This window comes from Bradyrhizobium sp. 61 (assembly GCF_023073075.1).
Classification (GTDB): Bacteria; Pseudomonadota; Alphaproteobacteria; order Rhizobiales; family Xanthobacteraceae; genus Bradyrhizobium; species Bradyrhizobium barranii.
In genome coordinates this window covers 41430-61477 of the sequence record NZ_JADPIU010000075.1, presented here as the reverse complement: position 1 = coordinate 61477, position 20048 = coordinate 41430, and the positions used below count along the sequence as shown (strand labels likewise).

Below are 20048 nucleotides of genomic sequence, written 5' to 3'. Positions count from 1 at the left end.
GCTACGAGGTGCGGCGGCGGGCCAGTTGATGCAGCACCGTGTCGATGGTCGGGACCGCACCAGTCTCGCGGAGCCAATTGTCGGCCAGCTCCCTCAGTTCGCCCGGCGTCAAGCCGAACTTGCGGCGGAATGCGCGAATGAAGGTGGAATCGCTGCTGAAACGCATGCCGACGGCGAGGTCGATCAGCCGCGTGTCTTCCGCGGACGGCGATATCAGCTGGCGGAAAGCGAGATTGAGGCGCTGCTCCCTCACGTAGTGCGAGAGCCCGCCATCCGCCTCGAACAGCCGATAGAGGGTCGCGCGCGAAATCTGGAAGTGGCGGCACAACTCGTCTGCGGTGAGCGCGTCGGTCTCGAGATTGTCCGCGATGCGGCGCTTGATCATCGCAAGATAAAGATGCCGCTCGGCGCGTTCGACTCCGGCCGCAATGTCGGCGGTCCCGCCAGCGGCCGCGGCAACGATGTCGGCGATCGCGTCGATCGTGGCCTCGGCGCTGCCCGCCTCGGGCTCGGGTGGCAGCGTAAGCGCCGCGTAATGGCTGGCAAGCAGGCGGGTATGAGGATGGTTTGACGGCAGCAAGGTTGCGGTGGCCGAATCCGGATGAGCAAGCCGTGGTGCCAGCATGGCGCGTTGCAGGATGATCGCCATCAGGCGGGTACGACTGCCGCCGCCGCGCAACACGGTCCGGTTCGGCTGCGCCATGTCGATCAGGCAGATGGCGCCGGGCCCCATCGTCACCTCGCGCCGGCCCGAGCTGAACCGCATCTCGCCTTCGACACACAGGGTGATCTGAAAGTGATCCATCGCACCGCGGGCGACGTGCGCGGGCGTCCGGTCGTATTCCTGATCGGTCGCGCGCGTATCGACCAGCAACGCATTGCGGGTCATCATCGTCACGGTGGTGACATGGAAGTCGTCCTCCGTGGTGAGCGGAACGACATCGCAGATGTCGGCCGTCATGGCGCGCAACTGTCTCAGCGCGTCCACCCCGCGCCCCGGGATGTCCGCCGGCATGGTCTCGTTCACGGCCGTCTCGTCTGCATTGCCCCACGATGAGGCCGTACCGCATGGACCCGATCGAAGAAGTCCGGCGGCCCCCCAACATCGCCTCGGGATGTAGCCATTCAGAAATCGGTGCGCAAGCGATGGTGGGCGGGATTTGGCGCGCGCCGATGTGCCGCATGTGCACATCGCGTTAGCCGCGCTTGCCAGCTACGCAGGAAAGGGCGGCGTTCGCTACGCCTGGCAGGATTCGTCACGCGCTCTTCGCGGGCCAGGGCACGACCTGTCCCGACATCACCATACGGTCGCGGCCGCTGTCCTTGGCGGCGTAGAGTGCGCGGTCGGCGCCGGCGACCAGCGTGTTGCAGTCCAGCGCGGTCTGAGATGGAAGGCTTGTCGCAGCGCCGATGCTTGCCGTAACCAGCCGGGAGGGTGGATTTTGTGCATGCAGCATGGCGAGGTCGTGCAGTGCCTCGCGAATCCCTTCGCCGACTTCGGCGCAACCATCCGGGCCGGTGTTCGGCAACAATACGGCGAATTCCTCGCCGCCGTAGCGCGCCGCGAGGTCAGCCGGGCGCCTGGCCTGAGCGGACAGGATCCGGCCGAGTGCGCGCAGGCAGCCGTCGCCCGCCTGATGTCCGTAATGATCGTTGAATTTCTTGAACTGATCGACGTCGATCAACAGGAGCGAGATCTGCGTGCCGTCGCGCCCGGCGCGTGCCCATTCCTCCGCGAGGCGTTCGTCGAACGCGCGGCGGTTGGCAAGGCCGGTCAGGCCATCGGTGGTCGCGAGCGATGCGAGCTTGTCCTGCAAGTCCTTCTGCTCGGTCATGTCGCGCACGACCGCGACGACACCGTCGACTTCGCCGCTGTCGGAGGCACGGGTCACGTGCAAGGCCGCCTCGGCCCAGATATCGCCCTTGTCGCGATGGCGCTGGCGATAGACGAACCGCGCTTCCTCGGCCTCGCCGTTCTTCAGCGCTGCGATGGCCTGCTCGACCCGCTCCATGTCGTTCGCGTGGATACCGGCCACCGCCGACGCGCCGAGCAGCTCCTCGGGAGACCAGCCGATGATGCGCACGCACGAGGGCGAGACGTAGAGCAGCCGGTTATCCAGCCCGATCCGGGATACCATATCGCTGGATTGCTCGGCGAGCAGGCGAAAATGGGCTTCATTCGCGACCAGGGCCTGCGCCATTCGCTGCCGCTGCCAGAGCTGGCGGACCAGGTAGAAGCCGATCACCGCGATCAGCGCGACGAGGCCGAGCACAAAGGCCGTGCGTACGGCTGCCGCGCGCCGCCAGGGCGCCAGCACGTCGTCCTGCGACTTGCTCGCCAGCACCATCAGCGGATAGCGGCTGCTGCGCTGGTAGTAGCTCAGCCGCTGCACGCCATCGAGCGGCGACTTGAAATAGTAGACCGCCGCCGCCGGACGGCTTTTCCATTCCCTGAACAGCGGCGCATTGGAGAGGTCGCGCCCGATGAAGGCGCCGCTCTCGTCGTGGCTGCGCGCCAGCATGATACCGGAGCCGTTGAGCAGCGATGCCGAGCCGTTCGACCCGACGTCGAAGCGCTCGTAGAATTTCGCGAAATAGGCGACGTCGATCGTGAGCAGCGCGACGCCGGCAAAGCTGCCGTCGGGGTGGTTGATGCGGCGTGACGCGGTGATGATCCACTGGCCGCCGGCGCGGCTCTTGATGGGCCGGCCGATCAGCGTGTCCTTCGCCGGGGAATCACGGTGCTGCCGGAAATATTCGCGATCGCTGTTGTTGAGCTTGGAGAAGTCGAGATGCTCGGTCGTAGCAAGCCATCGGCCGGTCTCGTCATAGACGAAGATGCCGCGGATGCGGTCCGATGATTTGCGGGTCGGCAGGTAAGTCTGGAGCTTCGCGATCGTGTCCGGGCCGGTTCCGTCGAGTTCGAGGCGATGGACCAGTCCGACCAGGATCGTATCGGCAAGCTCGAACGTGTCGTCCGCGTGCTGGACCAGGGAATGCGCGAGGTTGGCGACGTCGATCTCGGCGTTCCTGAGATCGGCGTTGTGCGTTTCCCATTCGCGCCAGACGCTCAAGCCGAGGATCGCCACGCAGATCAGCACGACGAATCCCGCCGCCCAGAGCGGAAGGCGCGTCTTGCCGAGCTCGCGGTCCGTGACCATCGGCTTGCTCCAAATCGGAGCAAACCTCTCACTTTGGTCTTAACGGCCTGTTGCAACTTCCGCGATGATTTTGCGCGTCCGTAGTAAGCCAGAGGAGATCGTCGATATTTTGATCGACTCTCATCGTCGGATGTTAACCACGCCGCCGCGGCATGATGTTTCGCGCGGCGTCTGCCGCGTCAGTCCATCAGCGTGAAGCCGACGCGCAGCGTCACCTGGTAGTGGCGGACAGCGCCATTCTCGATGTGACCGCGTGTCTGCACCACCTCGAACCATTTCATTTCGCGAACGGTCTTGGCGGCGCGGCTGATCGCGTTCTTGATCGCATCCTCGATGGAGGTCTCGGATGATCCGACCAGCTCCAGGATCTTGTAGACGTGATCCGTCTCGGCTGTGGGCATGGTACGTCTCCCTCGTTTGCGCTGCGGCACCACCGCCACCCGCTCCCATTTGAACGGGTACCGGCGTTCCCGGTTCCATCGTCCGCCATGGCCCGCATGCGCCAGCCGAGGTGGAGTGCGCCGCACCCGCCTGCTAAGCGCTGTCCATGGATTCGGCGCGGCGCGACAGGACGATCGGCTCTCTCTGCCTCGGTGTGACCGCGTTCGGCTGGGCGCTGAACTGGCCATTGATGAAGCTGCTGCTCCAGCAATGGCCACCGCTGTTCGCGCGCGGGCTGGCCGGCGTCTGCGCCTCGCTCATTCTCGGTGTGCTGGTACTGAGCCGGAAGGAATCCTTCGCCGTTCCGCGCGAGGCGATTCCGCGGCTGTTGTTTGCGACCCTCACCAACGTCCTTGCCTGGATGGGGCTCGGCACGGTCGCGATGAAATATGTGACCGTGAGCGAGGGGGCTCTGCTCGCCTATACGATGCCGATCTGGGCCATGCTGTTCGCCTGGCCGGTGCTGGGTACGCGGCCGACCATGCGGGATATTTCGGGTCTCGTCCTCGGTGTCGCCGGCGTCGCGCTGCTCCTCGGCGGCAACGGCTTTGCGTTCGGCGCCGACAAGCTGCTCGGCATCGCGCTCGCACTGCTCTGCGCCATCCTGTTCGCGCTCGGCAATGTGCTCAACCGCAAGCCGCTGCCGATGCCGCCGCTCGTGGTCGTCGCCTGGCAGGTTGGGCTCGGCTGCGCCACGATGCTGATCCTCGGCATCCTGTTTGAGCATCCCGACATCACAGCGATCACCCCGCTGGGGCTCGGCTGCTTCGTCTATATGACGCTGGTGCCGATGGGCGTCTGTTACGTCACCTGGTTCGAGACGTTGCGCCGCCTGCCGCCGACCTCGGCCTCGACCGGCATGCTGATCGTCCCCGTGATCGGCGTCGTCTCCGCCGCGATCATCCTGGGCGAGCCGCTGGGCCTGCGCGAATGGGCGGCGATGGCGCTCACGCTCGGCGGCGTGACGCTGGCGTTGCAGCGGGCCTAGAGGCGTTATTCCGCGGCCTGCGACAGGATGGGCGCCGGCTGCGTCCCGCGCCACAGCAGCCGCAGCAGCAGGACCAGGAGCGCCATCAGGGCGAAGCCGCCCAGGGCGGGCGCGAAATGTTGATCGGGATCGGCCTTCTGCCCGAATTGCACCGCGAGCCGCCCCGCCTGCAACAGCCCATAGGCTCCGGCGAACAGGATCAGCCCGTATATGACGCTCCGCTCGCGCGGGCTCGCCATCCTGGCGAGATCGGGCAGCATCAGGGCCAGACCGATCCCGACCATCGGCAGATCGTAATCATACGCATAGGGGCTGATCATCACGGATACCATCACGGCGGCACCGAGCGTGAAGGTCGGTGAAGCGCCCCGCGCCGCACCGAGAAGGACGGCGAACAAGGCCAGCCCGGCAACGGCCGTCTGTCCCCAGAAGGCGGCGCTTGCGGGAAGGCCGGCCTTGTACAGCGCCGCATAGGTCGAGATCATGCGGAAGAGCGGGTAGAAGCCCTGCTCGAGATAGCCCGCCGATTCCCTGATCGCTCCGAGCCACGCGAACCAGATCTGCCCCCCGAACAGGAGCGTGCAGAGCAGTGAGCTCGCCAATACGACGGCCGCGGCCGTTCCGAGCGCAATCCAGCGCCGCGTCACCAGCAGATAGACGCCGGCGGCAATCGCAAGGTGCGGCTTGATCACCATGGCGCCGAGCGCGAGGCCGGCCAACAGCTGCCGCCGCTCCACGTTGAGGCAGACCAGCCCGATCAGCGCCCCCGTCAGAAAGCCATTCTGCCCGCAGCCGATGGTGATCGCCATCGCCGGAAACAGGATCACCAGCACCGGCGCGAAATTCCGGCCGGCGATCGCCCGGAGCGTCACGAGATAAAGTGCGAGCGTCGCGGCGGTGAACAGGAGATAGCCGATGCCGACCGGCAGGAATGCGAACGGCGCGACCAGGAGGTCGTATTGCGGCGGATAGGTCCAGGGCATGAAGCCGGTGGCGCCGCCGGCGGCCTCCATCTGCATCTTCAGCAGGGCGTCGAAATGATAGACTTGGTCGAGATCGCCGCGCCAGACGTGCTGCGCGACGATGTGGAAGGCATCGAAATCGGCGAGCTCGCGATCCGTCCAGCCGCCGAAGCGTGCGAACCAGAAGGCCTTGAACACGGCGATCGACGCCAGCGCCGCCAGCACGAAGCGGACATAGGCAGTCCGCTTCGACGGCGAGGACTGAACCGCTTCCAGCGTCTCGGCAAACATGAGCGACGACCTTGGACCTGATGGATCGGCGGTTGGACGGGCAGGGCCGCGGATCCCGGCCAAACTGCCATCGGAGGCTTAAGGGACGGTAACGAATGCGGAAGGATTTGGCGCCCGCGCCTCTCTGGCGGAGCTGGAGCGCGCGGAACTGGCCCGGTTAGCCGCCGATCTTGCGCCCGGGATGACGCGATTTCCGGTCGACCCGAATGTGATGTCGAGATGACCTTTTCGAAATCGCCCGCCCCCACAGATGGCCGTGCTTGCCCGCTCGAAGACAGGCGAGCTAACCTGCGCACACCTGCCAAGTTTTCTGCCAAGTTCGATGTGCGGTGATGATCGACAGTTGGACGAAGGGCGCTCTGGTTGCGATCGGCCTGTCTGCCGTGCCCGCGCCGGGCGTCGCGCAGGACGATCTCGATGCTGCGCCCGGTACGATGACGCTGCAAGTGACCACCGATCCCTCCATGATCGAGTGTCGCAAGCTTGAGACGGTCAATCCCGCCTCGCTCGCGTTCCTGCCGCTGCGCCGGACTTTCAACGATGACTTTGACGAGCATCCGCTTGCGACAGGGCGCTGGGTGCCGCATTACGCCGGCGGTGCGGCGTGGCCGGAAGCGCGCTATTGGGGCGGTGACGGCTCCGACTTCAAGCGCAAGACCAGCGCCAATGGCGAGCAGCAGATCTATGTCGATCCGCGCTATTCGGGGCGTGCGGGGACGCCGCTTGGGCTTGATCCGTTCAAGGTGAAAGACGGTGTGCTCTCGATCGTCGCCAGCCGCACGCCGCCGGAACTGAAGTCCGTGCTGTTCAACAACGAGTACATCTCGGGGATCCTGACCACGCAGGGCACGTTCGCGCAGAAGCACGGCTATTTCGAAATCCGCGCCAAGGTGCCGGTTGGTCACGCCGTGTGGCCGGCGTTCTGGATGCTGGCGGACGACGGCGGCTGGCCGCCGGAGGTCGACGTGCTGGAAGGCCGCGGCGAACGACCCGGCGATCTCGTGATGACGACGCATTGGCGGATTCCGTCGACCCAGAAGATCCAGTCCTGCGGCTTTGACTATGCGGTCGGCGATGCCTCCAGCGTGTTCCACAATTACGGTGTGCTGTGGGAGGAGGATCGCCTGGTCTATTTCATCGACCGCAAGCCGGTCTCCGACATCAAGGTGCCGATCGGCTTCGACGATCCCATGTACATGATCGTCAATCTCGCGATCGGATCGAAATTCTTTCTCGGCGTCGGTCCGGTCGATGCGGAATCGCCGCCCACGGTCGCATTCGAGATCGACCGGATTTCCGCCTATCAGATCGATATGGAGCAAGCTCGGAGATAGCGATGTCAGCTGATGTCTCGCGGCGCGATCTTGCGAAGCTCGCGGGGCTCGTCGCGCTTGGTGCAGCGGCGGGTGCCAAGGCTGCAGATAACAAGGCTGCAGAGAACAAGGCTGCGGATAACAAGGCTGCAGATAATGAGACGCCCGCACCGGCCGATCGCCACGCGCCCTTTCCCAAGGATTTTCTGTGGGGCACGGCAACCTCGTCCTACCAGATCGAGGGCGCCGTCGACGAGGACGGCCGCGGCCAATCGATCTGGGATGTCTTCAGCCACACGCCCGGCAAGATCGAGGACGGCTCGACCGGCGACCGCGCCAATGAGCACTATCACCGCTACAAGGATGACGTCGCGTTGATCAAGGCGCTCGGGGTCAAGGCCTACCGCTTCTCGATTGCGTGGCCGCGGGTGTTTCCGGATGGATCGGGCCAGCCCAATCCGAAGGGGCTCGATTTCTACAACCGGCTCGTTGACGAGCTGCTCGCGAACGGCATCGAGCCCTATGCGACGCTCTATCACTGGGACCTGCCGCAGGGGCTCCAGGACCGCGTCGGCGGCTGGCAGTCGAGCGACACGTCGAAGGCTTTTGCAGATTACGCCGCCTACGTCGCCGCACGCCTGACCGATCGCGTCAAAACCATCTTCACCGTGAACGAGGTCGGGCGCTTCGTGAATTTCGGCTATGGCTGGGGCATCGACGCGCCCGGCCTCAAGCTGCCGGCGGCGCAGCTCAACCAGGCGCGCCATCACGTCGCGCTGGCGCATGGGCTTGCCGTGCAGGCGATCCGCGCGTCGGGCCGCGCCGGCACCCGCGTCGGTGCCGCCGAAAACATCGCGGCCTGCGTGCCCGCGATCGCAACGCCGGAAAATATCCGCGCCGCCGAGATCGCGACGCGTGAGCTCAACGCCGGCTTTCTTGGCGTGGTGCTGGAGGGCAAGTACACCGACGGCTTCCTCGCCTATGCCGGCGCGGATGCGCCGAAATTCACCCCTGAGGAGTTGAAGATCATCGGCACGCCGAACGATTTCGTCGGGCTCAACATCTACGCGCCGCAATACTACGTCACGGCCTCCGATCGCGCGTCGGGCTTCCGCGTGCTGCCGTTCCCAACCTCGTTCCCGCACATGAACTCGGAATGGCTGCGGGTCGGCCCTGAGGTGATCTACTGGGCCCCGCGTCTCGCCGCAAAAATCTGGAACATCGAGACCATCTATATCAGCGAGAACGGCACCTCGTCCGAGGACAAGATTTCCGCCGACGGCCAGGTCTACGATCTCGACCGGATCATGTTCCTGCGCAATTACCTGACCCAGATGCAGCGTGCGATCGCCGAGGGCGTGCCGATTCGCGGCTATTTCCTGTGGAGCCTGATGGACAATTTCGAGTGGATCTACGGCTACGGCAAGCGGTTCGGCCTCTACCGGGTCGACTTCGAGACCCAAGCGCGCGTGCCGAAGCTGAGCGCGGCGTTCTACCGGGACGTGGTGATGCGCAACGCGATCGGGGTGTGAGCTGGAGACGAAATACGTATCATCGTCTTGCGCAGATCGAACTCAAGGCTCGATCTTGCATTCGAATCGCGGTGCCAGGGATGGTGCGGGATTGGCATCGGAGCATGCGATCCCCGGGATCGCATGGTTGCGCCGGTCGATCGGGCACCATTTGCCGTCCCGCTTGGCCCAGGCGATGCCGCGATCGCGTGGCGCGAAATAGACCGGCTCGTCATATTGCGGCTCGACCAACACATGTCCGGCAGTGTCGACCAGGCCCCACTTGCCGTTTCTCAAAAACGTCAGAAGTCCGAAGTCGAGATTGATGCCGACGCGCTCGGCGTCGGCGTCGATCCAGACCTCGCCGGCGGGAGACAATATCACGCGTTTTCCGCCGGCCTGCGACATGAGCGCGATTCCGATGTCGCACATGACGCCCGGGCGGGGTTGCATGACCCAGGATTGATCATTGAGCCGCAAGATGCCTGTGGCGCCAGCGGTTGTGACGAAAGCGGTGCCGTCTTGTCGGATTCGAACGGCGTCGAATTTGGGATCGATCAGCCATGTCCCATCCGATTTCATGACGCCGCGCTTACCGTCAATGGACGCGACAAAGGGATCGGGATTGGTCGAAAGGTAGTCGAATCGGGGCTCGACGAGCCAACTCCCGTCGGACCTGATGCGTCCCCATTTGCCATCGACTTTGGCATTCCTGGCATCCCGTCCAATTCGCACGACTGCCTCGAACTGCATCGGCGCGATAGGCTGCAAGCGTGCGTCAACAAGCTGGAACGTGTCTCCGGTTTGCAGGGTGTACGGCGGTGCGGCGCCGCATGTCGCATCGATCAACCGGCTTCCAGGAGGTTGCAGAGGATTTCCGCCTTCCGTGAAATACAGCCATTGCTTGTTCTTGTAGGCGATCAGCCGCTTGTCTTCACAATGCTGGACGGGTTGATCGAACGCTGCGTCGAGCACAGTACGGCCGTCGAGGTCCAGAAGACCCCAGTGGTCCGCCTGCTTGAAGTGCCATCCGTACGGCACCTCGGAGGAGCCTCCGTTACGGGCAATCGCCAGATAAATTTGCTGGTGACTGGTTTGGAATATCCAGGATCCGGACTTGTCAATCACGCCGAAGCTGCCGTCTCGTTCTGCCGATGTGCGCCCAACGCCGAGCCTGAACGGCCAGGCCGTGTCGAAGACGGGCTCGATGGCGAATTTCCCTGTGCCATCAATGAAGCCAACCTTGCCGCTGAGAGTCACGCGCGCCAGGCCGTCACTTAGGGCTTCCGCCCGCTGAAACTTCGGCTCGACCAGCCAGCTTCCATCGGCTTGCAACAACCCCCACAATCCGCCTCTTTCGACCCAGCGAACTGATGGACTTGTCTTGTCGAATTCGCGCGATGGCGGCGCCGCCGGTTCTATCCATTGTCCGGAGAGATCGATCACGCCATTCGTCTTGAATTCGAAGGGGGCGGAGACACTGACGCTGTTTGAGGTGTAGGTGGTCCTTATCCCCGAGAAATCCTCGGCGCCAATGGTTCCGCCGCGTCGCGGAAAATCCGACACGCGGAAGCGGTCGGGACCGATCGCCTCGATGAAGCCGTATGTCGGCGCGAAGATCATCTTGCCGTCACGATCGATCAGGCCCGATTTGCCCCCGACCTCGACTTGCGCAAAGCCAAATTTGTAGTCGTCCACGAGGCCGTATTGCGGTGCGGCGACCTCGTGCCCTTCGTCGTCGACGAAGCCGTACAGTCCTCCGCTGCGAACTGCGGCGCGCTTGTCCGAGAAGTCGCCGACCCAATCGTATCGCGGCGGCACGGCCACCGAACCGTCAGGCCGAACCGCGCCGCACAGGCCGCCCGGGAAGGTGCACACGGCCAACGGAGAGTCCACCGGCTTGCCGGATCCCGAGCGGTCCTTGGCCGCGATCTCGGCTTGAAGGACGGCCTTGCCGACAGGCGTAAGCTCCGACGGCATGTCCTGTGCAGTCGCGCCATTCGTGAACGCGAGAACAAACAATGCGACTCTGAACCAGCTGCATGCACCCATCGCGACTTTCCCGGTATTCCGATTTTGGTCGAATACCGATGATCCGTGGCGAGAACGTGTCAAAACATGATGCTGCAACCTTAGAGATTGCGTCGCATCGAGTCTGGCGAGTACCGCAGCTGAACGCGGCGTTCTGTCGTAACGCTTGGGCATCGCGGCCGCTCCGTTGCAATCGAAACAAAGATCCCGCGATTGGAAACATTCCCGTAGTGCGGTCCACGCACAGAAAGGTGGTGAATCGAACCAAAGGAATAAGTATGAGCCGTCATTTTGGGCAACGCGCGGTTGTCATCGGAGCGGGGATTGGAGGATTGTCTGCCGCCGGTGCGCTTTCTTCCGCCTTCCAGGAAGTCGTCATTCTCGAACGCGATGTCCTGCCGGCTTCGATCATGTCCCGCGCCGGCGTTCCCCAGGATCGGCATCCGCATCTTCTTCTGGCCGGTGGGCTGCAGGCCCTCGACTCCCTTTTCCCGGGTTTCGCGCAGGATCTTGCCGCCGCCGGTGCAGTTCCCGTGAATGTCTTCAAGGACGTCCAGTACGAGCGGCCAGATGTCGGCGCGCTGCCAAGGCGCGACTGCGGGACGTCGCTGCTGTGTGGCTCGCGGCCGCTGATCGAGCATACGCTGCGCCGAAAGGTGACTGCGATCGCCAATGTCAAAGTGCAATCGCAGAGCCGCGTGACGGAGATTGTGCCGGCTGCAACCCGGCCGATGGTGAAGTTCGAAAACGACGCAGGCGTTGGTGCGGCGATCGAGGCGGATCTCGTGGTGGACGCATCCGGCCGCGGCGCGCCGACACTCGGCCTGCTCGATGTGCTTGGCTGGGAGCGGCCGCAGGAGATCGTCGTGGGCGTCGACATCAGCTACACCACCGCGGTTCTGCGGCCGGGGCGAACCTCGTTCGACTGGCAAAATCTGGTCACGTTGCCCGATCCCGCCACGTCGGCGACAGCCGGCTTGATCATTCCTCTCGAAGGCGGGCGCTGGTTTACATCGATCTCCCATCACGGCGCGACGGATCGCCCCGGCACGTGGGAGGACTATCTTGCGGCTGCGCGCCAATTGAAGACGCCGGCGATCTACAACGCAATCTACAAGCTCTTGCCACCCGGAGGCCTCCGGCATTTCGTGTTTGACGCGAGCCGCTGGCGGCATTTTGAACGGCTCAAGCGGCTGCCGCGCGGGATTCTCCCCGTGGCGGACTCGCTGTGCCGGTTCAATCCGGTCTACGGGCAGGGCATGACGGTCGCCGCGCGAGAGGCAAAGTTGCTGCGCGAGATCCTGGATCGCGTCGCCGGGGAGGCGGACCCGATCGAGGCCCTCCAGGCTGGGTTCATGTCCGAAGTGGGCGCGCTGCTTCAGGCACCCTGGAACATGGGCGGTGAACGCTGACTTCGCCTATCCAACCACGCGCGGCGAGCGCCCGGAGCGGTACGAGGAAAGCCGGCAGTTCGAAGCCGCTCTATTCCGGGCCGTCGTGGCCGATCCGGTGGTCCAGCGCGCGTTCTCGGATGTCGTGCAACTCATGGAGCCGTTCGACCTGATCAATTCGCCCGATATCCGCCAACGAATCGAGGCTCATTCGTTGGCGCAGAATGCGTGACGTTCGATGAAACGAACCGAGGACCCGACGGGTCCTCGATCTTTCGATTTCAGCAGGTCGCACGAACGGCCGAGCGCGAACAGCGTCGCCCTACGGATCCAGCTCCGTATCCCAGTAGAGATAATCCAGCCAGCTATCGTGCAGATAGTTCGGCGGGAACAGGCGGCCGTTGCGGTGGAGCTGGTGCACGGTCGGCGCGAACGCGCTCTGGCGCGGAAACATCTTTGCCTGCGCCGGCGTCAGATTGCCCTTGCGCAGATTACAGGGCGAGCATGCCGCGACCACGTTCTCCCAGGTGGTCTGACCGCCTTTGCTGCGCGGGACGATGTGGTCGAAGGTGAGGTCTTCGGGCGAGCCGCAATATTGGCAGGCGAAACGATCGCGCAGGAAGACGTTGAACCGGGTGAAGGCGGGATGCGTGGTCGGCTTGACGAAGGATTTGAGCGAGACAACGCTCGGCAGCTGCATTTGCAGCGTGGGACTGTGAACCGCCTGATCGTAATGCGCGACGATGTTGACGCGGTCGAGGAACACTGCCTTGATCGCGTCCTGCCACGACCAGAGAGACAGCGGGTAGTAACTCAGCGGCCGGAAGTCCGCATTCAGCACCAACACCGGCCAACTGCCTTGCGAGACATGTGCGTTCAAGTAACGCTCCCGGCCTCCAATATACGCTGCGAAGCAGCATGTACTGACATACTACATGCAGCGTGACGGGATTGTGAAGCCCGTTGAGCGACTTATTCAGATGCAAGCAATGCGGCGGCGGGGTGGCAAAGCGCTCAAAACCGCCGTGATTTGGGGGGCGAGGACGACGCCGGGGGGCAGTCAGGGTCGACCCGACAGCGCATCGCGGCCTCGCCCGCCCAACTATTCCCGCACCCGCTCCAGCTTCTGCAAGCACCGCGTGGCGCGCACCACGGCCGGGATCTCCTGGTCCGGAAAACTCGTCTTCCAGTCGGTGACGCCGACCTCGCCGACATAGATGTCGCCCTTCGAATCCAGCGCGATGCCGTGCGGAGCCAGGAACTTTCCGCTGGCGACACCCGGTCCTTCCTCGCCGCCGAGCCGCGCAATGCGTTTGCCTTGCGCGTCCACGATCGACAGCCGCGGGCCGAGATTGCGCACCTTGCGGTTGACGGCGAGGCCTGGGCCGAGCTCGCCGATCACGAATGTCGGGCTCTTGCCGCCGCCACAGCAGCACAGCGCACAGGGCCGGTGAAGGTTGTTCCACTGCATCTCGTACTTGCCCTCGCCATCGAACACCTGCACGCGATGGTTCTCGCGGTCGGCGACATAGACAAAACCGTCGGCGTCGGCGGCGATGTTGTGCACGATGTTGAACTGGCCGGGGTCGGTGCCGGGCTCGCCCCAGCTCTTGAGCAGCTTGCCGTCCGGCGTGAACTTGTGCACGCGCGCATTGCCATAGCCGTCGGAGACGTAGATCTCGCCCTTCGGCGACAGCGCGGTGTGGGTGCAGCGATGGAACGGCTCGCCGCTCATGAACGGCGACGGCTTCTCGGGGATGCCGATCGTCAGCAGCACCTTGCCGTCGGTGGTGCATTTGCGCACGGTGTGATCGCCGTCATCGGTGCAGTAGAGATTGTCGTCGGCATCGATGTGCAGGCCGTGCGCGCGGGAGAACAGGCCTTCACCCCAGCTCCGGAGGAAATTGCCCTCGCGATCCAGCACCACCATCGGATGGGCTCCGCGGTTGAAGACGTAGACGCGGTCCTTGCTGTCGACGGCGACCGAGGCGACGTCGGTCAGCGTCCAGCCGTCGGGCAGCTTCGCGAAATTGTCGACGACGCGGTAGCGGTGCTCGCCGGTGCCGAGAATGGCAGGCATTTGTTTTTCCTCTTCTTCGTTTCGGCGGCGCGATCGTCTCTACACTGTCATTGCGAGCGCAGCGAAGCAATCCAGACTGTCTTCGCGGAAAGATCCTGGATTGCTTCGCTGCGCTCGCAATGACGAGGCTTAAGCGGCGCCCGCCTCACGCCCCAAAATCCCTTCCTCGATCGCCTTGATCTGGAGCGCGAGATATTTCGAGTTGATCCGGCACTGCGCGAGGCTGCCGGCGATGAACCAGAGGCCGGGTTGCCCGGTGCGCGCATACATGTTGCGCAGCTCGAACCCGTCGCCAAAGCCCCAGACCGGTCCGACGCGGTCGGCGACGCCGTCGCCGAACAGTTTTCGCACCAGATATTCCTGCGGCTTGTAGCCGGTGGAGAGCACGATGAGGTCGGCCGCGATCATCGAGCCGTCCTTCATCCGAGCGCCTTCGGCCGTGAAGCTCTCGATGTCCCCAAACTGCTTGAGCCCGATCGCGCCCTCGACGATCAGGTTGGAGCAGCCGACATTGAAATAATAGCCACCACCGCGGGTGAGGTATTTGAACTGCCAGCCGGTGCCGGCCTCGCCGAAGTCGAGCTTGAATCCGACTTTGCGCAGGCCGTCGAGCAGCTCCTTGTCGAGCTCCTTCGACTGCTCGGTCAGCATCACATGGGTCTTCTTCGCGAGCGGCGTCGGCATCGAGGTCGCGATCAGGTCGTTGTCCTCGAGGGTGCCTTCGTTGTAGGTCGCATAAGCGAGCTGGGCCGACGGCTCGATATTGGTGACCAGCGTCGGCGAGCGCTGCACCAGTGTCACCTCGGCGCCGCTGGAGCAGAGATCCTGCGCGATGTCGTGGCCGCTGTTGCCGGTGCCGATCACGATGGCGCGCTTGCCGGTCCAGTTCTCGCCGTCCTCGTAGCGGCTGGAATGCAGCAGCGTGCCTTTGAAATTGGCGAGGGTCGGAATATCAGGCACGTTGGCGATGCCGCTGACGCCGGTCGCCATCACAACATGGCGCGGCTGCATGGTGCGCTTGCTGCCGTCGGCGCGCCGCAGCGTAACGGTCCAGCAGCCCTTCGCGTCGTCATAGCTACCGCCCTCGAACTCGGCGCCGGTCCAGAAATCCAGCTCCATCGCGTCGACATAGGCTTCGAACCAGTTGGCGAGCTTGTCCTTCGGGATGTAGGTCGGCCAGTTCGGCGGGAACGGCATGTAGGGCAAATGATTGACCTGCACCTGGTTATGCAGGGTCAGCGCGTGATAGCGCTTGCGCCAATTATCGCCGATCCGCGTCTCGCGATCGACGATCAGCGTGTCGATCTTCAGTTGCTTCAGCCGTGCTGCAATCGCAAGGCCGGCCTGGCCGCCCCCGACCACCAGCACGGCAGGATTGCGATCGGCGTAGTCGCGGGCCGCGTTACGCAAATCGAGCCAGTTCGGCCCGCGGAAATCGCGTGAATAGGCCTGCCCCCGCGGTCGCGACGTGCCGAGCTGCTCCTCGAACCCTTTGAGCTCATCGAGCGCAGTGAGCAGTGTCCACGCCTTCAGCCGGTCACCATCGGCGGTATCGGGCACGAGCCGAACGATGCCGCTGCCGCGACCGATCACGGTCTCGAAATTGAAGATGACCTCGATATTGCTGGTGCCGGCGCGCGTGACCCAGCGCGGCGCCGCGCGGTTGGGCGCGATCGTGAAGCTGGTCGGCGCCGCCCGTGGCGCGAGCGCCCTCAGCGCTTGGGCAATCCGGTCGTGGCCAGCGATCGTCTGCAGGTTCCAGCTCAGCGCCAGCACATCGCGCCAAAAACTGTCGGCGAGGAAGAGATGGTCGAGTGCGGCCGGGTCAGGCTTGCCGAGCGTGCGCTCGAACTCATCGAGCCAAGCTTGCGCCGAGACGGAAATATCCTTCGTCTTGTCCAGCATGCGCGACCTCGTGGCCGTCTTCGCGGCGTTTCCTCTGAGGTTGACGCTATACCGGTTCGACGGGCCTCGAAAGCGATTTACCCGAGCAGAGAGAGCATGTGGCCCTGCTCCGGCGGAATACGCCCTTTCAGCGTATCGAGAAACACCTGCCGCACCGCGTCGGGTCCGCGGCCCTCGACCACGGTCAGGCTTCTCTCCAGTAGCGGCGCAAAGCCGGACCATGCCGTGCCAAAGCGCTGCTCGATGCCGCCCGGGCCCCATTCCTTGGCGCGCTTGCGGATCTGGTCGGGCGCGAAGAACCAGCGCGGCTTTGCACCGGGCAGCTCGCCTTCGTCGGGCTCGGTGGCGCGATGCGTCAATCCGACGCGTACGGAGCATTTCATCCGGTCGCCGAAGTGCTGATGCAATCCGGCGCGCAGCGCGCTGTTGCCGGCCATGTCAACGAAGGCGACTGGCGCATCCGATGGCAGCGACGTAATGCGGTCATAGGTGACGACCTCGTCATAGCAACCGAGCGACGCGACAAAGCCGGCATTGCCGGCGGACGTCAGCCCGATCACCTTGCGACCGCGCGTGTGCAGCGGATGGGCGAGGCCGAACGCGGTCTTGCTCGAGGCGCTCGAGAGCAGCACGGTGCGTGCGCCGAAATCGTCGTTCTCGGCCAGAAAGTCGTCGACCAGGAACGACAGCATGAATAGCGGCCGCAGCAGCGCCTGGTAATCGCCGTTCCGACCGGCGTAAGCGGGATCGCCGCTGACGCGGGCATAGGCGTTGTAGACCGGCGCCACGCCCTGCCGGTGTGCGGCACCGTCGCGCAGGCCGCGCTTGCTCACGTCGGTCGCCTCGATGACGAGATGCGTCGCCATCGGGAAGTAGCCGAACAGGCGCTCGCCCACGCCAACGTTCGGATGGCTGGAGGCGATCACCTCGCCAAAGCCCCATACCGGAATGTTGCCAAAACCGTTCGGCGCGGGAAAGAGCTGCCAGTATTTCAACTCGTCGCCCATCACCGCGTAGGTGATGTTGTTGGCGGTGAAGGCGAAGCGGTCGACCTTCACGAGCAGGGCGTCAGGCGGCAGCGCATCCGCGCCGGGAAGCTCGGTCGTGACCACCTTGCACTGGTCGAGGTCATTTTTCGCAACGACGAAGTCGATCGATGTCATGGCTTTGATCCCGGCTTTGTCCGCGCCGGCATTTCATCGTTCACCCATGATCCTTTTGCAACAGCAACATAGTTTAAAACGCCGTTCGCAGCCGTTCGTTACGCGCCGGCGCGCGCGTGGCCCGCCCAATAGGGCTCCCGCAGCTTGCGCTTGAAGATCTTTCCCGTCGCCTCGCGCGGCAGCGCGTCGCGGAATTCGACGTCCTTCGGCACCTTGAAATTGGCGAGCCGCTCGCGCAGGAACGACTGGACCGCGGCGGACGAGAGCGCTGCGCCCGGCTCCGGCTCGACATAGGCGCAGAGCCGCTCGCCAAATTCGGCGTCGGGAATGCCGAACACCGCGCAATCGCGCACGCCGGGCATTCCGATCAGCGCATTCTCGATCTCGGCGGGATAGATGTTGACGCCGCCGGAGATCACCATGTCGCGCTTGCGGTCGCATAGGAACAGATAGCCGTCCTCGTCGAGGTAGCCGACGTCGCCGACGCTGACGAGCCCGTCGCGGCCGGCCTCGGCGCGCGCTTCGGCCTTGCCGTGATAGTCGAAATCCGGCACCGAGGTTTGCCGCATGTAGATTTCGCCGACCTCGCCAGCGCCGCAGAGGCTGCCGTCCTCCCGGAAGATCTTGACGATGCCGCCTTCGATGGCGCGGCCGACCGTGCCGGGCTTCTTCAGCGCCTCCGCCGCGGAGTGCCACACCGGAATCCCGGTCTCGGTCGAGCCGAAATATTCGTTGATGACGCCTCCCCACCAATCGATCATCGCCTTCTTCACGTCGGGCGGGCAGGGCGCCGCGCCATGAACGACAAAGCGCAGCGAGGACAGGTCGTAACGCCGCTTCACGTCGTCGGGCAGCCGCAGCAGACGGACGAACATCGTCGGAACCATGTGCGTGTGCGTGACGCGATGGCGTTCAACCAGTTGCAGCAGGTCTTCGGGATCGAAGCGCGGTTCCAGCACGATGGTGCAGCCACTGCGATAGGCCAGCATGCCGTAGGAGTGCGGAGCGGAATGGTACATCGGGCCGTTCATCAGCACGACCTGATCCTCGTTCGGCTTCACGCCGTAGGCGATCGCCCCGACGCGCTCGGAGGCCGCGACCTGATCGGGGCGCATCGGCATGCGCCGCACGCCCTTCGGCATGCCCGTCGTGCCCGACGTGTAGAACATCGGCGCGCCGCGGCGTGGCGGCTGGGTGAACTCCGCCTGGCTGTCCCGCCATTTGTCCCAATCGGTCAATCCGTCCGGCACCTTTGTGAGCGCGGCGGGGATGTCGAACGCGCCGGCGATCTCCGGCGGCGTCGGCACGACCATCAGCGCCAGGCCCTCCGGCAGGCCGTCGCGAATCTGCGGCAGCAGGTCGGCATGGCAGATCAGGATGTTGGCGCCGCTGTCGGCCAGGATATAGCGGACTTCGGCGGCCTTCAGGTGCCAGTTGATCGGCACCACCGGTCGGCCGAGCGCGGCGGAAGCCGCGACGACCTCGAACAGGGCGAAGTCATTGCGCAGCATCATGGCGACCGGCGTGCCCTCGCGCCCGCCAAGCGTGCTGATCCCGCCTGCGGCCCGCCTGATCCGCGCATGGAGGTCTGGATAATCGATCCGGCGCTCGCCGCTGATGATCATGGGATGTCCTCTACCGGTCATCGAGAATGCCGCCGAACGGCACCCAGCTCTTGCCGTTGAAGCGGCGGAGCTGCAGCTGCTGGAACGGCAGATAGTCGTCCGGGCCGGTCGACACGCTCATTCCGGGCAACAGCAGCGGCAGCTTCACCTCTTTCAGCGACGCGGCCTGCTTCAAGATGTTGTCGCGGCTGACATCGTCCTTGCAGGCGTTCAGCACCGTCATCAGCAGCGTGGCATAGTGATAGCCCGCCGCGTAGTTGGAGTTCGAGAGATCCGCGGTCGGCATGTATTGCTTCATGAACGCGAAATAGGACTTCACGCCGGGATCGTCGGCCCATTGCGGGTCCATCGTGTCCTTCTGATTGCTCGACGAGATCAGTCCGACCGCATTGTCCAGTCCCGCCGGCTCAAGGAACGAGATCGAGGAGGCCGAGGTGGGCACGAACAACAGCTCCGGCTTCCAGCCAATCTCGGCTACGCCCTTGACCATCTGCGAGGTGAACTTGCCGAGCACGACGCCAAACAGCACGTTGGCGCCAGATGCCTTCAACGTCGAGAGCTGCGAGCTGATCGTCGGCGCGCTGGTCTCGTAGCTTGCCTCCGCGATGATCATGCCGGCCGCTTTCGCGCCGAGCGCGCGCTTGAAACCCGCGACATAGTCGCGGCCGAAATCGTCGTTCTGGGACAGGATCGCGATCTTCGCGTCGGGCTTGGACTGCAAGATATACTTGGCATAGACGACGCCCTCGGATTCGTAGGCCGCCATGCCCGGCATCGTCCAGGGATTCTTCTGCGGATCGGCCCATTTGGTGGCGCCCGAGAGCACGAACAGCTGCGGCACCTTCTTGGCGTTGAGGTAACGCTGCACGGCGCTGTTGGTGGCGGTGCCGAGCGAGCCGAACATCATCAGCACCTCGTCCTGCTCCACCAGCTTGCGGGTCTGCTCGACCGTCTTCGGCGGCGAGTAGGCGTCGTCCAGCGTGATGAACTTGACCTTGCGGCCGTTGATGCCGCCCTCCGCGTTGACCTTCTCGAAGAACGCCTCCTGTGTCCGTCCGATCGCGCCGAACCCGGATGCCGGACCGCTATAGGGCAGGGTCTGCCCGATCCGGATCTCGTCCGCACCGGCGCTGCCGGCGGCAAGCGTCAGCAACGACAGGCCGATCAATGCGGCTGCCAGCTTCAT

16 protein-coding genes are annotated in these 20048 nt (G+C 64.3%); 5 read left to right on the top strand and 11 right to left on the bottom strand.

Translation table 11 applies throughout. The features are described from left to right. Position 1: 1 nt before the first annotated feature. The 3 genes from IVB46_RS28650 to IVB46_RS28640 all read right to left on the bottom strand — a co-directional run bounded on the left by IVB46_RS28650 (position 2) and on the right by IVB46_RS28640 (position 3562). Positions 2-1027, bottom strand: a complete 1026-nt coding sequence (locus IVB46_RS28650; protein WP_247313366.1) for a helix-turn-helix domain-containing protein — start codon at positions 1025-1027, stop codon at positions 2-4. Between the two features lie 229 nt (positions 1028-1256). Next, a complete protein-coding gene (locus tag IVB46_RS28645; RefSeq protein WP_247313363.1) occupies positions 1257-3161 on the bottom strand; it encodes a diguanylate cyclase in 1905 nt (634 codons plus the stop codon). A gap of 179 nt (positions 3162-3340) precedes the next feature. Next, the gene (locus tag IVB46_RS28640) at positions 3341-3562 is read right to left on the bottom strand and encodes a dodecin (protein WP_063985811.1); all 222 of its coding nucleotides are present in this window, start codon (positions 3560-3562) and stop codon (positions 3341-3343) included. Positions 3563-3708: 146 nt separating this feature from the next. Here IVB46_RS28640 and IVB46_RS28635 point away from each other — a divergent pair, with 146 nt between their 5' ends. Beyond that, complete coding sequence (locus IVB46_RS28635) at positions 3709-4590, top strand: DMT family transporter (RefSeq protein WP_247313360.1); 882 nt, start codon at positions 3709-3711, stop codon at positions 4588-4590. A 5-nt stretch (positions 4591-4595) separates the two neighbouring features. Here the strand turns inward: IVB46_RS28635 and IVB46_RS28630 are convergent, their stop codons facing one another. Next, positions 4596-5843 (bottom strand): glycosyltransferase family 87 protein, encoded by a 1248-nt coding sequence (locus IVB46_RS28630; protein WP_247343957.1) that lies wholly within the window; start codon positions 5841-5843, stop codon positions 4596-4598. Between the two features lie 332 nt (positions 5844-6175). On the opposite strand from IVB46_RS28630, the gene IVB46_RS28625 reads away from it, so the two are divergent. Together IVB46_RS28625 and IVB46_RS28620 are read left to right on the top strand one after the other, a co-directional pair. Further along, positions 6176-7177, top strand: coding sequence for a glycoside hydrolase family 16 protein (locus IVB46_RS28625; protein ID WP_247313355.1), 1002 nt, complete (start codon positions 6176-6178; stop codon positions 7175-7177). Positions 7178-7179: 2 nt separating this feature from the next. After that, on the top strand, positions 7180-8688 hold the full coding sequence (locus IVB46_RS28620; protein WP_247313352.1) for a GH1 family beta-glucosidase: 1509 nt from the start codon (positions 7180-7182) through the stop codon (positions 8686-8688). 42 nt (positions 8689-8730) lie between these two features. On the opposite strand, the gene IVB46_RS28615 is transcribed toward IVB46_RS28620, so the two are convergent. Then, complete coding sequence (locus tag IVB46_RS28615) at positions 8731-10872, bottom strand: WG repeat-containing protein (protein ID WP_247313349.1); 2142 nt, start codon at positions 10870-10872, stop codon at positions 8731-8733. Between the two features lie 158 nt (positions 10873-11030). Between IVB46_RS28615 and IVB46_RS28610 the strand changes: the two genes are divergently transcribed. Together IVB46_RS28610 and IVB46_RS28605 are read left to right on the top strand one after the other, a co-directional pair. Continuing rightward, positions 11031-12110, top strand: coding sequence for a squalene monooxygenase (locus IVB46_RS28610; RefSeq protein ID WP_247343954.1), 1080 nt, complete (start codon positions 11031-11033; stop codon positions 12108-12110). Beyond that, complete coding sequence (locus tag IVB46_RS28605) at positions 12100-12321, top strand: hypothetical protein (RefSeq protein ID WP_247343951.1); 222 nt, start codon at positions 12100-12102, stop codon at positions 12319-12321. The genes IVB46_RS28610 and IVB46_RS28605 overlap by 11 nt, the downstream gene beginning before the upstream one ends. Positions 12322-12411: 90 nt before the next feature. Here IVB46_RS28605 and IVB46_RS28600 read toward each other — a convergent pair whose 3' ends face one another. The 6 genes from IVB46_RS28600 to IVB46_RS28575 all read right to left on the bottom strand — a co-directional run bounded on the left by IVB46_RS28600 (position 12412) and on the right by IVB46_RS28575 (position 20048). Then, positions 12412-12969 (bottom strand): HNH endonuclease, encoded by a 558-nt coding sequence (locus IVB46_RS28600; protein WP_063985805.1) that lies wholly within the window; start codon positions 12967-12969, stop codon positions 12412-12414. A 222-nt stretch (positions 12970-13191) separates the two neighbouring features. Then, positions 13192-14169 (bottom strand): peptidyl-alpha-hydroxyglycine alpha-amidating lyase family protein, encoded by a 978-nt coding sequence (locus IVB46_RS28595; protein ID WP_247313346.1) that lies wholly within the window; start codon positions 14167-14169, stop codon positions 13192-13194. Between the two features lie 129 nt (positions 14170-14298). Continuing rightward, complete coding sequence (locus IVB46_RS28590; protein WP_247313345.1) at positions 14299-16074, bottom strand: NAD(P)/FAD-dependent oxidoreductase; 1776 nt, start codon at positions 16072-16074, stop codon at positions 14299-14301. Between the two features lie 77 nt (positions 16075-16151). After that, a complete protein-coding gene (locus IVB46_RS28585; protein WP_247313344.1) occupies positions 16152-17237 on the bottom strand; it encodes a DUF2855 family protein in 1086 nt (361 codons plus the stop codon). Between the two features lie 98 nt (positions 17238-17335). Further along, a complete protein-coding gene (locus tag IVB46_RS28580) occupies positions 17336-18862 on the bottom strand; it encodes an acyl-CoA synthetase (protein ID WP_247343948.1) in 1527 nt (508 codons plus the stop codon). Positions 18863-18872: 10 nt separating this feature from the next. Then, positions 18873-20048 (bottom strand): ABC transporter substrate-binding protein, encoded by a 1176-nt coding sequence (locus tag IVB46_RS28575; protein ID WP_247313341.1) that lies wholly within the window; start codon positions 20046-20048, stop codon positions 18873-18875.

Excerpts from the sequence above, each read along its gene's own strand:
- IVB46_RS28645 (WP_247313363.1), bottom strand. The coding sequence starts at position 3,161 with ATGGTCACGGACCGCGAGCTCGGCAAGACGCGCCTTCCGCTCTGGGCG.
- IVB46_RS28640 (WP_063985811.1), bottom strand. The coding sequence starts at position 3,562 with ATGCCCACAGCCGAGACGGATCACGTCTACAAGATCCTGGAGCTGGTC.
- IVB46_RS28635 (WP_247313360.1), top strand. The coding sequence starts at position 3,709 with ATGGATTCGGCGCGGCGCGACAGGACGATCGGCTCTCTCTGCCTCGGT.
- IVB46_RS28630 (WP_247343957.1), bottom strand. The coding sequence starts at position 5,843 with ATGTTTGCCGAGACGCTGGAAGCGGTTCAGTCCTCGCCGTCGAAGCGG.
- IVB46_RS28625 (WP_247313355.1), top strand. The coding sequence starts at position 6,176 with ATGATCGACAGTTGGACGAAGGGCGCTCTGGTTGCGATCGGCCTGTCT.
- IVB46_RS28620 (WP_247313352.1), top strand. The coding sequence starts at position 7,180 with ATGTCAGCTGATGTCTCGCGGCGCGATCTTGCGAAGCTCGCGGGGCTC.
- IVB46_RS28615 (WP_247313349.1), bottom strand. The coding sequence starts at position 10,872 with ATGCCCAAGCGTTACGACAGAACGCCGCGTTCAGCTGCGGTACTCGCC.
- IVB46_RS28595 (WP_247313346.1), bottom strand. The coding sequence starts at position 14,169 with ATGCCTGCCATTCTCGGCACCGGCGAGCACCGCTACCGCGTCGTCGAC.
- IVB46_RS28590 (WP_247313345.1), bottom strand. The coding sequence starts at position 16,074 with ATGCTGGACAAGACGAAGGATATTTCCGTCTCGGCGCAAGCTTGGCTC.
- IVB46_RS28585 (WP_247313344.1), bottom strand. The coding sequence starts at position 17,237 with ATGACATCGATCGACTTCGTCGTTGCGAAAAATGACCTCGACCAGTGC.
- IVB46_RS28580 (WP_247343948.1), bottom strand. The coding sequence starts at position 18,862 with ATGATCATCAGCGGCGAGCGCCGGATCGATTATCCAGACCTCCATGCG.
- IVB46_RS28575 (WP_247313341.1), bottom strand. The coding sequence starts at position 20,048 with ATGAAGCTGGCAGCCGCATTGATCGGCCTGTCGTTGCTGACGCTTGCC.